The sequence below is a fragment of the Neobacillus sp. OS1-2 genome (assembly GCF_030915505.1).
Classification (GTDB): domain Bacteria; phylum Bacillota; class Bacilli; order Bacillales; family Cytobacillaceae; genus Neobacillus.
This window is the reverse complement of sequence record NZ_CP133265.1, coordinates 1,783,426-1,797,638: the sequence shown is the minus strand read 5'-3', so window position 1 is coordinate 1,797,638 and position 14,213 is coordinate 1,783,426. Positions and strand designations below refer to the sequence as shown.

Sequence of the window (14,213 nt, the reverse complement as noted above, 5' to 3'; positions counted from 1 at the left end):
ATGGCAAAGCAAACTGTGCAGGCTGGCAATACCGACCGTACCCCACCGCCATTACGGCCCGGTGGTGCCCACCGCTTTCGAGGACCGGTGGTCAAGCCAAAAGACTTCAAAGCTACCTTAAGACGTCTCTGGCAGTATTTTGGGAATGAGCGAAAAATGCTTACCATGATCTTTTTCTTTATTATCATTGATTCAGTACTTATGCTGATCGCCCCGTTCTTAATCGGGAAAGCTGTTGATGCGATGAGCCTTAAAAATGGAAAGGTAGATTTCCACTTTCTTGAGATAATGGTCATTGTTCTGGCCACTGCTTATGTAGCGGATGCCATTCTTACCTTTTTGCAAGGCTGGCTGATGGCAGGTGTGGCCGGGAGAGTTGTCAAGCGTCTAAGGGATGCCCTATTTGCAAAGCTGCAAAAGCTGTCCGTTTCCTTTTTTGATTCACGAACACACGGGGAACTGATGAGCCGGTTATCAAATGACGTAGATAATGTCAGTAACACCATCTCCCAGTCCACCACGCAATTAATGTCCGGATTGATGGTCCTCACGGGATCGTTAATGATGATGCTGGTTCTAAGTCCTATCCTCACAGTAGCAAGTTTGCTAACAGTTCCGCTTGTTTTTTTACTGACACGGACGATTGCGAAACGGACAAGTGTTTTATTTAAAAATCAACAAGTGGAGCTTGGCAAATTGAATGGTCATATTGAGGAAACGATTTCCGGAATTGAGGTTGTCAAGGCCTTCAATCATGAGGACAAGGTGATTGAAGAGTTCGAAGCAGTAAATAGCAAGCTTCGCGATGTCGGCCTCAAGGCGCAAATTTGGTCAGGCTTCTTGATGCCAATTATGAACGTAATTAATAATCTCGGCTTCGCGATTGTGGCGGTCATCGGCGGCATTCTCGCCGTCAAAAGTCTAATCACTGTTGGGACGATTGCCAGCTTTCTTACCTATTCAAGGCAGTTTGGCAGACCGCTTAATGATCTTGCCAATATTTTTAATATCCTGCAGTCAGGTGTGGCTGGAGCTGAGCGCGTATTTGAGGTGATGGATGAACAGGAGGAGCCGGCAGATGTACCAAAGGCCGTTTCCCTGGAACAGCCTAAAGGCCATGTCGTCTTTGAAAATGTCAGCTTTGGTTATCGGCCGGATGTCCTTATATTAAAAAATGTCAGTTTCGAAGCGAATATCGGCAGCAGTATCGCCCTTGTCGGGCCAACCGGTGCCGGAAAGACGACGATTGTTAACCTGTTGACGAGATTCTACGATGTAACAGAAGGCAGAATCCTGCTCGATGGCCGGGATATTCGCGATTACACGCGGGACAGCTTACGGAAATGTTTTGGCTTTGTGCTGCAGGACACGTATTTATTTTCTGGAACCATCAAGGAGAACATTAAATACGGGAAACCTGATGCCGGCGATGACGAGGTGGAACAAGCTGCTAAAATGGCGAATGCGGATGTGTTTATTAAACGGCTGCCGAATCAGTATGAAACAGTACTATCGGAAAATGGCGGCAATTTAAGTCAAGGTCAGCGGCAGCTGTTAGCGATTGCCAGGGTCATCCTAGCAAAACCATCCTTGCTTATTTTAGATGAGGCCACCAGCAGCATTGACACCAGAACAGAGCTTCATATTCAAGAGGCCTTGTTAAAACTAATGGCCGAGCGGACGAGCTTTATCATTGCCCATCGGTTAAATACCATTCGCGACGCCGATACCATCATGGTGATTGACAATGGGCAAATTATTGAAAAAGGCAGTCATGATGTGTTAATGGAAGCACAAGGCCGCTATTATCAAATGTTTTTCAACCAATTTAAAAATGTCGAAGCCGAACATGAGGAAAGATAATTTTGGAGATTGAGAGGATGCGCGCTAGCTTTCTCTCTTTTTTTGTTCCTCTTTTCTATTTTTGTAGTGACAACTGTAAAGACACTTGTTAGAATACTCTTATGTTAATCGTTTTGCTGTTTTTTCTCTAAAAAACATGAATGTTGGGGAATAATGTAAATAGTGAGAGCATATAGGAGGATCAGATGAACAAGAAAAGGGATATATCAAGTCGAAGATTGCTGAGCATTGCGGGTATGGGCTGGATGTTTGATGCCATGGATGTTGGCATGCTTAGCTTCATTATTGCGGCCTTAAAGGTGGAGTGGGAGTTAACGCCAGATCAAATGGGCTGGATTGGCAGTATCAATTCAATTGGAATGGCCGCGGGTGCACTTGTATTTGGTCTCATGGCAGATAGAGTCGGCCGGAAAAATGTTTTTATCATTACGTTATTATTGTTTTCAATTGGCAGTGGTGCTTCAGCCTTTACTACCACTCTAGCCGCCTTTTTAGTGTTACGGTTTTTCATTGGGGCGGGCTTAGGGGGAGAGCTTCCTGTTGCCTCCACGCTTGTGTCAGAAAGTGTTTCTGCCGACAAGCGCGGGAGAATTGTTGTCTTACTGGAAAGCTTTTGGGCAGGTGGCTGGTTAGTTGCGGCAGTTATTTCTTATTTTATCATTCCAAGGTTTGGCTGGCAGGTGGCCTTGTTGATTAGTGCCGTTCCGGCTATATATGCGTTGTATTTACGGATGGGTCTGCCAGACTCGCCGCGTTTTACTGCTGTGAAGAACAAGGAGAAGATCTCCGCTTTCGGAAGTATAAAGAAATTATGGTCAAAGGAGTACGCCCGGCCAACCGCCATGCTATGGATTGTCTGGTTCTGTGTTGTCTTCTCCTATTATGGGATGTTTTTATGGCTGCCAAGTGTAATGGTCATGAAAGGCTTTAGTTTAATTAAAAGCTTTGAATATGTCCTCATCATGACACTTGCGCAGCTGCCGGGTTATTTTACGGCTGCGTGGTTTATTGAGAAATTTGGCCGGAAATTTGTTTTAGTTGTCTATTTAATTGGAACAGCTGCAAGTGCTTATTTGTTTGGTGCTGCAGAATCAACCGCCATGTTGATGACGGCAGGTATTCTGTTATCGTTCTTTAATTTGGGTGCATGGGGAGGACTTTATGCCTATACCCCTGAACAATATCCTACCATTATTCGCGGGACAGGCACCGGTATGGCTGCCTCATTTGGCCGGATCGGCGGTGTTTTAGGGCCGTTATTAGTCGGTTACCTCGTGACTGGAAAGGTATCCATTTCGACCATTTTTATGATCTTCTGTATTTCTGTCCTCATTGGGGCTTTAGCCGTCTTCTTTTTAGGGAAGGAAACGAAAAGTAAAGAATTAGTATAATAATTTGACTGTAGAGATTCCTGATTCAAGGGGTCTTTTTTTTTGCAGAAAAGAAGGAAATCATATGGAGGCAAAATATTTAAAAAAGTAATTCTCTTTCGATTTAGAGGGAAATCCTTCTATTCTTTACTAACGTAAAGCGTTTTACTCAAGTTTAATCCGTATTTTTGTTATTTTCTAAATTATTTTAAAATAACTCACAAATAGACTAGACGAACTCAGAAATATTGGGTACAATGTTTTCAGAATATTATCTTTTTTGGCAAGAATAGGACAATTGGTTCAGAAAAATTTTCCAAGAAAACAGGGGGTATTGCGATGAGAAAGAAAAAAACAGCTGGTATTGTTATGTCGCTCTTGTTAGCGGCAGGTGTAATGGCAGGATGTAATTCTTCTTCTTCTTCAAGTTCAGGCGGAGATGAGGAAAAAGGTGGAACAATTAAGATTGGTGCCAATCTTGAGCTTTCCGGCGGTGTAGCATCCTACGGTCAATCGATTAAAGAAGGGATTGACCTGGCCCTTGAGGAAATTAACAAAGACGGTATTGATGGTAAAAAGCTTCAGCTTGTTTCGTATGATAATAAATCAGAGGCGCCAGAGGCCATTAGTGGTGCAACAAAATTAATCAGTCAAGATAAGGTTGTGGCCATTATTGGTGCTGCCACAAGTGGAAATACAAAAGCACAAATTGAAATTGCTCAAAGCAATAATGTCCCACTTTTGACACCAACAGGAACTGCCGAAGACGTGACAGTTAAGGACGGCAAATTAAGTGACTTCGTCTTCCGTACTTGTTTCATTGACCCATTCCAAGGGACAGTAGCAGCAAACTTTGCCTCTAATGATCTAAAGGCCAAAACAGCTGCGATCTTCATCGATAGTGCAAGTGATTATTCAAAAGGCCTAGCGGCTTCCTTCAAAGAGTTGTTTGAGAAGAAAGGCGGAAAGATCGTTAAGGAAGAAGCATACGTTGCGAAGGATACTGACTTCCATGCCCAATTAACAAACATTAAAGGGAAAACTCCTGACTTCATCTTTGTTCCTGGCTATTATGAAGAAGTTGGTCTAATTGTTAAGCAGGCTCGCGAATTAGGGATTGATGTACCAATGATGGGTGCTGACGGCTGGGATTCTCCTAAACTAGTTGAACTTGCAGGCAAGGATGCCTTAGACAATACGTTCATCACGAACCACTATTCTTCCGGTGACTCGGATCCAAAGGTACAAGATTTCGTTAAAGCGTTTAAAGCAAAATATAAAGACAAGTCTCCTGATGCCTTCAACGCTTTAGGTTATGATTCTGCTTATTTCCTTGCTGATGCTATTAAGCGTGCTGGCAGCGGTGATGCGAAGAAAATCCAAAAGGCTCTTGCTGAAACAGATGGTCTAGAGCTTGTAACGGGAAAAATGAAGCTTGATAAGAACCACAACCCAATTAAATCCGCTGTTATTTTAGAGTACAAGGGCGGAGAGCAAACATTTAAAACGAAGGTTAGTCCTGAATAAAATAGTAATTGAATAGGGAGAGCTAGTCTCCCTATTCTGTTTTTTTGAAGTAAGTTGAAGTCCTTTCTAAGGAGTGTCTAAACATGGAACAATTTATCCAGCAACTGGTTAACGGAATTTCTCTGGGGAGCATTTATGCGTTGATTGCCCTTGGGTACACAATGGTTTATGGGATTGTAAAATTAATTAACTTCGCCCATGGGGACGTCTTCATGGTCGGTGCCTTCATCGGTTTTTATTCTATTACTATACTAGATTTAGGTTTTTTCACCGCCTTACTTATTTCCATGGCGGCCTGTGCCATCTTTGGCGTTTTAATTGAGCGGATTGCGTACAAGCCCTTACGAAATGCCACTAGAATTGCCGCTTTAATTACGGCAATAGGTGTCTCGCTCTTTATCGAATACGGGACCATTTATATTCGCGGTGCCCAGCCTGAAGCTTATCCAAATGGGATCGTTCCTTTAAAAAGTTTAGAGATTTTCGGTGTTAAAATTAGCGGCCAGTCTATCCTGATTTTAGCCGTCTCGGTCTTCTTAATGATTGTCCTCCAGTTTATTGTGCATAAAACCAAGATTGGTAAAGCCATGCGTGCGGTTTCTCATGATATGGATGCTGCGAAATTGATGGGCATTAATGTCAATAATACCATTTCCGCCACCTTTGCGATTGGTTCAGCTCTTGCTGGTGCCGCAGGTGTAGTTTTCGGGATGTACTATACAAAGATTGAGCCATTAATGGGAATTATTCCAGGACTGAAAGCCTTCGTGGCGGCTGTTCTGGGCGGAATTGGGATTATCCCGGGGGCAATGGCCGGCGGATTATTGTTGGGTGTTATTGAATCCCTTGTAAGTGCAATGGGAGGCTCACTATGGCGAGACGCCGTGGCCTTTATTGTCCTGATTTTAATCTTAATTTTCCGTCCTGCTGGCCTTTTTGGTAAAAATGTCAGGGAAAAGGTCTAGGGGGGTGCAGAGAGAATGAATCGTGTAAAAAAAGCAAAAGGTTTTTGGAGCACAATGGCAGTGGTTGTTATTTTTTCAGTGGTCACTCAATTTCTGATTAACGGCGGGACATTAAATTCCTTTTATGTAAACGCCTTATTTTCCATTGGGATTAATATTATTCTTGCCGCTTCGCTCCATTTAATTATTGGAATTACCGGCCAGTTTTCGATTGGACATGCCGGCTTCCTTGCCGTTGGTGCCTATGCCTCAGCCATTGTGACCATGAAATTGGGTCTGCCTTTTCCGGTTGCCATCGTTGTCGCAGGCTTGACTGCAGCCATTTCTGGATTAATTATTGGGATCCCGACACTACGATTACGAGGCGATTATCTTGCGATAGCAACTCTCGGCTTTGGTGAGATTGTCAGGATCATCTTATTAAATATTGATTATGTTGGCGGCGCAAGCGGGATGACCGTCTCCCATTTAACGACATGGCCTTGGCTGGTTGCCTGTGTGGCCATCACGATTGTGGTGATTGTTAACTTTACGAACTCGACGCACGGCCGTGCTTGTATCTCCATTCGTGAAAATGAAATTGCGGCAGATGCGATGGGGATCAATACCACTTTTTACAAGGTAATGGCCTTTGTCATTGGCGCCTTCTTTGCCGGTGTAGCCGGTGCCTTGCATGCTCATAACTTTTATATCATCCAGCCGACGAACTTCGGTTTCTTAAAATCCTTTGACATTTTGATTTTAGTCGTAATTGGCGGCTTGGGAAGTATGTCGGGTTCCGTTATTGCGGCCATTCTGTTGACGATTATTTCAACCTTCCTCTCCAATTATCCGGAGGTGCGGATGGTGATTTACAGCCTTGTACTGATTGTGATGATGCTGTTCCGTCCGCAAGGATTAATGGGAACAAAGGAAATCACCTCTTTCTTAAAACTTGGCAAATCCGCTAAAGGAGGAGTGCACCATGACGGCAAAAACACCACTGCTTAAAGTTGAAAATACCGGTATCCGTTTCGGGGGATTAAAAGCCGTTTCAGATGTGAATGTCGAACTAAAACAAGGTGAACTTGTCGGTTTAATCGGTCCAAACGGCGCGGGAAAGACGACCTTTTTTAATCTGTTAACGGGTGTATATGTTCCTACTGAGGGCAGTATTTCCTTAGCCGGTGAAAAATTAAATGGTCAGGCCCCTTATAAAATTACCAAAAAAGGAATTAGCCGAACGTTTCAAAACATTCGCTTGTTCAGCGATTTATCGGTGCTGGATAATGTAAAGGTTGCCTATCATTCCCTTTCCAAGCATTCGATCCTAAGCTCAATTTTTCGTCTCCCTTCCCACTTTTCTGGCGAGAAGGAAATGGAAGAAAAGGCAATTGAGTTTTTAAAAATCTTTAAGCTTGATGATGTCATGCACGAGATGGCGAAGAATCTGCCGTATGGTCAGCAACGCCGCCTCGAAATTGCCCGGGCATTAGCGGCGGGTCCAAAACTGCTCTTGCTCGATGAACCGGCAGCAGGGATGAATCCGCAGGAAACGGAAGAATTAATGAATTTAATTTCTTTAATTCGCGAAAAATTTGATTTGACGATTCTTCTGATTGAACATGACATGCTCCTCGTTATGGGTGTGTGTGAACGTATTTATGTGCTTGACCATGGTCAATTAATTGCCGAAGGCACTCCGGAGCAAATCAGAAATAACCCGAAAGTCATCGAAGCGTACTTAGGCGAGGAGGTCTCGTAATGCTAAAAATAAATGATATCAACGTCTACTATGGAAACATTCATGCTTTGAAGGGCGTTTCCCTCGACATTCATCAAGGGGAAATTGTGACCCTGATTGGCGCGAACGGTGCCGGAAAAAGTACGCTATTAAAAACGATCTCCGGGTTGCTAAAGCCGAAGAATGGGGAAATTGTCTTCGAAAATGAACATGTTGCCGGTAAGGTGGCGCAGGCAATTGTAAAAAGGGGAATTTCCCAGGTTCCTGAAGGCCGCCGGGTATTTTCAAACATGTCGGTGGAGGAAAATCTCGAGTTAGGTGCGTACCTAAGGAAGGATAAAAAAGGGATTAAGGAAGACTTTGAAAAGGTATATCAGCTCTTCCCACGCCTTTATGAGCGGCGCAAGCAGTTGTCAGGAACGCTATCGGGCGGTGAACAGCAGATGCTGGCAATGGGCCGGGCATTGATGGCGAGACCACGGTTATTGCTGCTAGACGAGCCTTCGATGGGTCTTGCTCCGTTATTAGTCAAAACCATCTTTAATATTATTGTAGAAATTAATAAAACGGGGACGACCATTCTGTTAGTCGAGCAAAATGCGAATATGGCCCTTTCCATTGCCGACCGTGCCTATGTTATTGAGACCGGCAAAATCGTCGCTGCCGGTACAGCAGAAGAATTGAGCCAAAGTGATCAAATACGAGCAGCCTACTTAGGTGGGCACTAAAAAGGTGTTGGGGAGCCCCCAACACCTTTCCTATTATATCTTCAATTTCCTTCGTTCAGGGTCAAGCTGGAATTGCTGCCGTTTTTGCGGGCTTAGGCGATGCTTGATTGTAATCATATAATCCTCATAAAGCTGCTCGATGCCAACTAAGGCAAGCGAAAAGAAGTTGGCATAATTCTTTTGGACCTCCCACTTTAATTCATTTTTACCGCAAATACTATATTCATTTACTTCCCTTATTTCCTTTTGGATCTTTACGAGTTCGACCACTTGTTCATCCTTAGGTAAAGCAAGGACCTGATCAATTTTTTCAATATAGTCCCGCGACTTCACGATCTTTTCATTAATTTCTTGATATCCCTCTAGGTCAATCAGCTTGTATTTTAGTTTAAAATCATTCAGTTTTTTAGCCGCTTCATAGGTAGAATTGACAATATCATCGCGGGTCATATCCTTCGTTTCATAGCTGAGCATATGCTTCCAAGACGGCTGGGTAATCGCTATGCGGTGATCCTCAAGGGTATGGCAGTATTTTTTATAGCCATGGATCTCCGGATGTTCAAAGGCTGGACTTGCCGGGTCAAGGAACGGTGCCAGCGGTGCAACGAAGTAAAAGATTCTTGGGTCCTTGTTACAGGCAAGATGGATCGTTTCGCAAAAATCTATGTTTTCAACAGCGCTTTTATACGTCTGCCCCGGAATCCCGACCATGAAGAACAGGTCAATCTTTTTGCAGCCATTTTTCAAGGCGTAGTTGAGTGTTTGGATTACCTTTTGGTTTGTACAGCTAAATTTTCCGTTGTAACGTCTAATATTCTCGTCATGGGTTTCAAGGGTAATTTCAATGCTGTATTTAGGGACACTGTCATTCATTTGTTTGAAAAATTCCTCGTCTGCATATTGAAATAATTCAAAGACTATTTCATTCTTAAGATTCAATTTTTTAAGCCGGCTGAAAAATTCACTCACATATTCACGCCCGCCCTGGCGAAGGTCATGGAGAATGAAAATCGGCGCCCGGCTGAAGCGGGATATGAATTGAATGTCCTCGACAAGTTTTTTGGGTGACCGCAATGCCAGTGAATGACGGTTGCAGTTCTGGTCATAGGCCTCTCTTGAACCGCCGCAGATCAGGCAGTTTTGTGTACAGCCGCGTGCGGTTAAAAGGGCCGTGTTCGGATAGTGCAACCAGCCGTTATATGGCAGCGGGTCAAGGAAGTTACGATATTTAAACACGGAGCGGATGGTGTACCGATACCCCGGCACATCAATATCATCCAAATCCTTTGGTACATACGTAAGCGGATTGTATCCTACTTCACTGCCCTTTTTCCAAGTAAGGTTGGGAATATCGGCATAATGGGTGTTGCCTGCCTCGATTTTGTTCATCAGCAGGAGCATCAATTTTTCTGTGGAGTCGCCGCGCATGACGAAATCAATAAATGGGTATTCAATGAGTTCTTTATGATAATAGGTGGCGGACAGCCCACCGAAGATGATCGGTGTTTCCGAATGGAGTCTTTTCACGATTTTGGCAAGCTCAATACTGCCATGGGCATGCGGCAGCCAATGAAGATCAATCCCAAAGGCCTTCGTTTTGATTTTCTTTAATTTTTTTTCAACATCAAATTTCTCACTCATCAGCATGCGGTTGGCAATATTAATAATTTTCACCCGCAGCCCATATCGCTCTAAATAGTCGGCGATACTTGTCAGCCCAATCGGATACATTTCAAACACGGGCGATGACGGGACAACATCGCTTATCGGCCCGGCGAGCAAGGAATTTTGTCGAAAGTCATATACACTTGGTGCATGCAACAGTACTAGGTCGTATTTCATTAACAATCACCTCAGGAAATTGGATTATGGACTTTGTGATTCTTTTCACATTGTAGGATAGTTTGATAAAAGTACAGCCTTTATGTTTGTAAGTAGTTTAAGATAATTTTAGTTTACTATAATCATGGACTAAGAGAGTGACAAACGGGTGACAAATTTTGGGTGATTTTGTGTATGACCTTGGATCATCTGCTATGATAGTACTATCGAAGGATCATGTTGAAGATGGAGGGTTTGGAAAAGTGGCACAGGCGAAAACAAATGCAATGCGCATTCTTGATGCAAAAAAAGTCAGCTATGACATGCTTACATACGATAATAAAGATGGGAAAATTGATGGAGTTTCCGTTGCGGAGAAAATTGGCCGGGATCCGAAAGTGGTTTATAAAACGCTTGTTGCGCAGGGACACAGTAAGGCGATTTATGTCTTCGTTATTCCTGTGGCTAAAGAATTGGATTTGAAAAAGGCAGCTAAGGCAGCGGCTGAAAAGAATGTGGAAATGATTCCGGTGAAGGATATTCAAAAATGGACGGGATACATACGCGGTGGTTGCTCGCCGATTGGCATGAAAAAGGAATATAAGACCTTCCTCGATGAAAGCTGTCGGCAAATTGATTCGATCATTGTCAGTGCCGGTAAAATTGGTGTACAAATCGTGCTCACCCCTGAGAATTTAAAGGAACTAACCAAAGCGGAACTGATCGATTTGGTGAAGTAAGAAATTTCAATAGGCACTCACCCATAAACAGCAAAAGCATACTATAAGTTAGAAAAGCGGAAGCGCCTTGCTAAGGGGTGACAGGCATAAGACTAGCCGGCGAGAAGGTTGTTTTTTAACCTTCTTGACGGATAGGCTTATGACCCCGAGCCCCTAGGTGCTGGAGCTAGACAGTAATCAAAGTAATATGCAAAAAGCTTAAAGGGAGTGTTGATAAGTGGCAGGGAAAGTGAAAAATTATTTTGCCGGCGGGAATACAGCTAGGGGCTTCCATAGTCTTTATGACTCCAATCTTCAAGGGTTAGACCGGTTATTTATTCTAAAGGGCGGCCCTGGAACAGGCAAATCATCACTGATGAAGAAAATTGGCCATGAGTGGATTGAACAAGGATACGATGTTGAGTTTCTTCATTGTGCCTCAGATAATAATTCAATAGATGGTGTTCTAATCCCAAGCTTGAAGGTGGGTATTGTTGATGGGACGGCACCGCATGTGATTGAACCGAAGGCACCCGGAGCGGTTGAGGAATATATAAACCTTGGGGAGGCCTGGAATGCCCGTGCCCTGAGTGTTCAGAAAAAGGTAATTCAGAAGCTGACTGAACAGATTGGCGCCTCATTTCAAAAGGCGTATGCCACGTTTAAGGAAGCGCTAGAAATCCATGATGATTGGGAAAAAATTTATATTAATAGCATGGACTTTAAAAAGGCGGACCAATTGACGAACAAGTTAATTGAAACCTTTTTTGGAAAAATGAAATTGCATAAGACTTCAGATGTGCGGCATCGCTTCTTAGGAGCGGCGACGCCGATGGGAGCCGTTGACTTCGTTCCGAATTTGACCGAGGAGATTCCGAAACGCTATTTCGTAAAAGGGCGTCCAGGGTCTGGGAAATCGACCATGTTGAAAAAACTGGCTGCTGCTGCTGAAGAGCGCGGCGTCGATATTGAAATCTATCATTGCGGCTTTGACCCGCATAGCCTTGATATGTTGATCTTACGGGAGCTCGGGATTGCTATTTTTGACAGTACAGCACCGCATGAGTATTTCCCGAGCCGTGATGGCGATGAGATCATTGATATGTATGAGATTTTGATTGAGCCCGGCACAGATGATCTGTTTGCTGAGATCATTAGTAAAATTGCCGCAAAATATAAAAGCAAAATGACAGAGGCGACTAGCTATCTTGCAAAGGCAAAGGATCTGCATGATGAGTTGGAAGAGATTTATGTGGCTGCAATGGACTTTACTGTAGTGGAAAAAATTCAAGGGCGGATAGCCGAGGAAATAAAAGAATGGGCGAGTACGAAGAGCTAATAAAATGGGTGCCTTTTACAGGGCCTGACCCCTCAGATAAAATGGTATGTACAGTAAATTACCATAGAGGGGTCAGACCCTTTTCGCTAATCTATTTCTTCCTTTTCTGTGTATGATTGGCTTTTTTTCCCTTGCTGTTATCGCCACTGACAAACTCCGTTGCAAATTCTGCCTCAGCATGTCCAGCTTGCGGGGAATTTTGATTGCGGCTTCCTTTATTCAATTTTTTCGTCATGTCTATCCCTCCTTTTTAAGCTATTGTTAGTGTGGCGTCGAGGGACTCGTTTATGCGGCATAAATAAAGGAGAAAATGGAGGATAGTGGAACGAATAAATAAAGAACCAATTTGAAAGGATGAATGATGGTGACATCAAATATGGCGATAGTAACAAGACTGTTTACGGAAAACCGTAATGAATTATTGGCCGAACCGATGATGAATTATATGAAAGGACATTTTTTATTTTTAGGAATCAAATCGCCTTTACGTAAGGAATTAGAAAAGCAATTTTTTAAGGAAACCGGGGTTCTACGGGAGCCATTTAATAAGGAATTAGTAGAAGATCTTTGGCGTGAAAAGGAAAGAGAATATCAATATACAGCCTTGACTTATTTGGAAAAAATAATGAATAAGCTTCAGAAGGACGATTTGCCTTTTATGGAGCAGCTTATTACGACGAAATCGTGGTGGGATACGGTTGACGCGCTTGCCCCAAAGCCTGTTGGAAAAATTGCCGAAATGTTCCCAGAGGTGGTGGAAGAAACGATTGATGGCTGGGCCGTTCACGACAATATGTGGCTCAGGCGGGCAGCGATTCTTTTTCAATTAAAGTATAAACAAAAGACAAATGAAAAGAAGCTCTATCAATACATACGGCAAAATGCTGATAGTAAGGAATTTTTTATCCAAAAAGCAATTGGCTGGGCATTAAGGGAATACTCAAAGACAAATCCTCTTTCCGTGCAGAGGTTTATTGCGGGGCAGTCATTAGCACCATTAAGCATTCGTGAAGGCAGTAAGTACTTGGCCTAAGCGTCAAACTGATACTGTTAACCAGTTCCGTGTTAGAATGGCACTAACATGAAAGGCGGGGGCGCCCAGGCGCTTCTGTTTGACAGTGATCAAATTACATAAAAGGTGGATCAGCATGATTAAAATGATAGCATCAGATATGGATGGAACCCTATTAAATTCGGTTCAACAAATTAGTGAGGAAAATAGGCAGGCCATTTTAAAGGCGCAGGCCCAAGGGGTTGAATTTGTCGTTGCGACGGGCAGGTCGTATCAGGAGGCCACATATGTCTTAGGGGAGGCCGGCCTAAAATGCCCGATGATTTGTACGAATGGCGCAGAGGTTCGTTCGATAGAAGGAGAGATTCTTTCAGCCACCCCGATTCCGAAACAATTGGCACGTGAGGTGGCAGCAAAGCTTACCGAACTTGATATGTATTTTGAGGTATACACGGACAAGGCTGCCTGCACGATCGATGCGGATAAAGCCGTATCGACGCTTGCCGATATTATCCTTAGCGCCAATCCAGAGGCTGACCGCGACGAGATCATGTATGCAGCCGGGGCAAGATTGCGCGATGGTTTGGTCATGGTTGTGGAGGATTATGAATCTCTTTTCGCCGACGAATCCGTGCAAATCTATAAGATGTTGGTATTTTCATTTGATGGGCGTAAACTAGCGGCCGCGGGAAATGCACTGGCTGAATTTCCGGAAATTGCTGTTTCTGCATCAGGTGATGAAAATCTGGAGGTTACCAACAAACAGGCCCAGAAAGGGATTGCACTTGAGACTTTCGCGAAGGTTAGCGGAATTGATATTTCAGAGACCATGGCGATTGGCGATAACTATAATGATGTGTCGATGTTTGAACGTGCCGGCAGATCAGTAGCGATGGGGAATGCTAACTATGAAATTCAAGCATTATGCGATGTGATTACGGATACGAATAACGAACACGGCGTGGCGAAGGCCATTTTAGAAGTGTTATAGGATTTTGTTTAAGGTCGATGAAGGACTAATCGAGGAGAAAAGGCAAGGGATTAGTCCGTCATAAGGTCGATGAAGGACTAATCGAGGAGAAAAGGCAAAGGATTAGTCCTTCATAAGGTCGGTGAAGGACTAATCGAGGAGAAAAGGCAAGGGAT

Annotated in this window: 13 protein-coding genes; 11 read left to right on the top strand and 2 right to left on the bottom strand. The window is 43.6% G+C overall.

Annotated features, from left to right (window positions below; genetic code table 11):
• From RCG19_RS08810 to RCG19_RS08780, 7 genes are all read left to right on the top strand, one after another.
• On the top strand, positions 1 to 1,863 hold the full coding sequence (locus RCG19_RS08810; RefSeq protein WP_308110542.1) for an ABC transporter ATP-binding protein: 1,863 nt from the start codon (positions 1 to 3) through the stop codon (positions 1,861 to 1,863).
• Positions 1,864 to 2,048: 185 nt separating this feature from the next.
• Positions 2,049 to 3,254 (top strand): MFS transporter, encoded by a 1,206-nt coding sequence (locus RCG19_RS08805; RefSeq protein WP_308110541.1) that lies wholly within the window; start codon positions 2,049 to 2,051, stop codon positions 3,252 to 3,254.
• Between the two features lie 318 nt (positions 3,255 to 3,572).
• Positions 3,573 to 4,760, top strand: a complete 1,188-nt coding sequence (locus tag RCG19_RS08800; protein WP_308110540.1) for an ABC transporter substrate-binding protein — start codon at positions 3,573 to 3,575, stop codon at positions 4,758 to 4,760.
• An 83-nt stretch (positions 4,761 to 4,843) separates the two neighbouring features.
• Entirely contained in the window at positions 4,844 to 5,725 is an 882-nt protein-coding gene (locus RCG19_RS08795; protein ID WP_166240303.1) for a branched-chain amino acid ABC transporter permease, read from the top strand.
• A 15-nt stretch (positions 5,726 to 5,740) separates the two neighbouring features.
• Positions 5,741 to 6,715 (top strand): branched-chain amino acid ABC transporter permease, encoded by a 975-nt coding sequence (locus RCG19_RS08790; protein WP_308110539.1) that lies wholly within the window; start codon positions 5,741 to 5,743, stop codon positions 6,713 to 6,715.
• Positions 6,690 to 7,469, top strand: a complete 780-nt coding sequence (locus RCG19_RS08785) for an ABC transporter ATP-binding protein (protein ID WP_166240299.1) — start codon at positions 6,690 to 6,692, stop codon at positions 7,467 to 7,469. The genes RCG19_RS08790 and RCG19_RS08785 overlap by 26 nt, the downstream gene beginning before the upstream one ends.
• Entirely contained in the window at positions 7,469 to 8,176 is a 708-nt protein-coding gene (locus RCG19_RS08780; RefSeq protein WP_166240297.1) for an ABC transporter ATP-binding protein, read from the top strand. Before RCG19_RS08785 ends, RCG19_RS08780 begins: the two co-directional genes overlap by 1 nt.
• Positions 8,177 to 8,209: 33 nt before the next feature.
• Here the strand turns inward: RCG19_RS08780 and RCG19_RS08775 are convergent, their stop codons facing one another.
• Positions 8,210 to 10,018, bottom strand: a complete 1,809-nt coding sequence (locus RCG19_RS08775; RefSeq protein WP_308110538.1) for a TIGR04190 family B12-binding domain/radical SAM domain protein — start codon at positions 10,016 to 10,018, stop codon at positions 8,210 to 8,212.
• Between the two features lie 242 nt (positions 10,019 to 10,260).
• On the opposite strand from RCG19_RS08775, the gene ybaK reads away from it, so the two are divergent.
• Both ybaK and RCG19_RS08765 read left to right on the top strand, forming a co-directional pair.
• Complete coding sequence (gene ybaK, locus RCG19_RS08770) at positions 10,261 to 10,737, top strand: Cys-tRNA(Pro) deacylase (protein ID WP_308110961.1); 477 nt, start codon at positions 10,261 to 10,263, stop codon at positions 10,735 to 10,737.
• Between the two features lie 217 nt (positions 10,738 to 10,954).
• Positions 10,955 to 12,055 (top strand): PRK06851 family protein, encoded by a 1,101-nt coding sequence (locus RCG19_RS08765; RefSeq protein ID WP_166240293.1) that lies wholly within the window; start codon positions 10,955 to 10,957, stop codon positions 12,053 to 12,055.
• 91 nt (positions 12,056 to 12,146) lie between these two features.
• Here RCG19_RS08765 and RCG19_RS08760 read toward each other — a convergent pair whose 3' ends face one another.
• The gene (locus RCG19_RS08760) at positions 12,147 to 12,290 is read right to left on the bottom strand and encodes a hypothetical protein (RefSeq protein ID WP_166240291.1); all 144 of its coding nucleotides are present in this window, start codon (positions 12,288 to 12,290) and stop codon (positions 12,147 to 12,149) included.
• Positions 12,291 to 12,431: 141 nt separating this feature from the next.
• On the opposite strand from RCG19_RS08760, the gene RCG19_RS08755 reads away from it, so the two are divergent.
• A complete protein-coding gene (locus RCG19_RS08755; protein WP_308110537.1) occupies positions 12,432 to 13,088 on the top strand; it encodes a DNA alkylation repair protein in 657 nt (218 codons plus the stop codon).
• A gap of 115 nt (positions 13,089 to 13,203) precedes the next feature.
• Positions 13,204 to 14,058 (top strand): Cof-type HAD-IIB family hydrolase, encoded by an 855-nt coding sequence (locus tag RCG19_RS08750; protein WP_308110536.1) that lies wholly within the window; start codon positions 13,204 to 13,206, stop codon positions 14,056 to 14,058.
• Positions 14,059 to 14,213: the final 155 nt, after the last annotated feature.

Bases quoted from the DNA above. Each gene is read 5' to 3' on its own strand.
- RCG19_RS08810 (WP_308110542.1), top strand. From the start codon at position 1: ATGGCAAAGCAAACTGTGCAGGCTGGCAATACCGACCGTACCCCACCG.
- RCG19_RS08805 (WP_308110541.1), top strand. From the start codon at position 2,049: ATGAACAAGAAAAGGGATATATCAAGTCGAAGATTGCTGAGCATTGCG.
- RCG19_RS08800 (WP_308110540.1), top strand. From the start codon at position 3,573: ATGAGAAAGAAAAAAACAGCTGGTATTGTTATGTCGCTCTTGTTAGCG.
- RCG19_RS08795 (WP_166240303.1), top strand. From the start codon at position 4,844: ATGGAACAATTTATCCAGCAACTGGTTAACGGAATTTCTCTGGGGAGC.
- RCG19_RS08790 (WP_308110539.1), top strand. From the start codon at position 5,741: ATGAATCGTGTAAAAAAAGCAAAAGGTTTTTGGAGCACAATGGCAGTG.
- RCG19_RS08785 (WP_166240299.1), top strand. From the start codon at position 6,690: ATGACGGCAAAAACACCACTGCTTAAAGTTGAAAATACCGGTATCCGT.
- RCG19_RS08780 (WP_166240297.1), top strand. From the start codon at position 7,469: ATGCTAAAAATAAATGATATCAACGTCTACTATGGAAACATTCATGCT.
- RCG19_RS08775 (WP_308110538.1), bottom strand. From the start codon at position 10,018: ATGAAATACGACCTAGTACTGTTGCATGCACCAAGTGTATATGACTTT.
- RCG19_RS08760 (WP_166240291.1), bottom strand. From the start codon at position 12,290: ATGACGAAAAAATTGAATAAAGGAAGCCGCAATCAAAATTCCCCGCAA.
- RCG19_RS08755 (WP_308110537.1), top strand. From the start codon at position 12,432: ATGGCGATAGTAACAAGACTGTTTACGGAAAACCGTAATGAATTATTG.
- RCG19_RS08750 (WP_308110536.1), top strand. From the start codon at position 13,204: ATGATTAAAATGATAGCATCAGATATGGATGGAACCCTATTAAATTCG.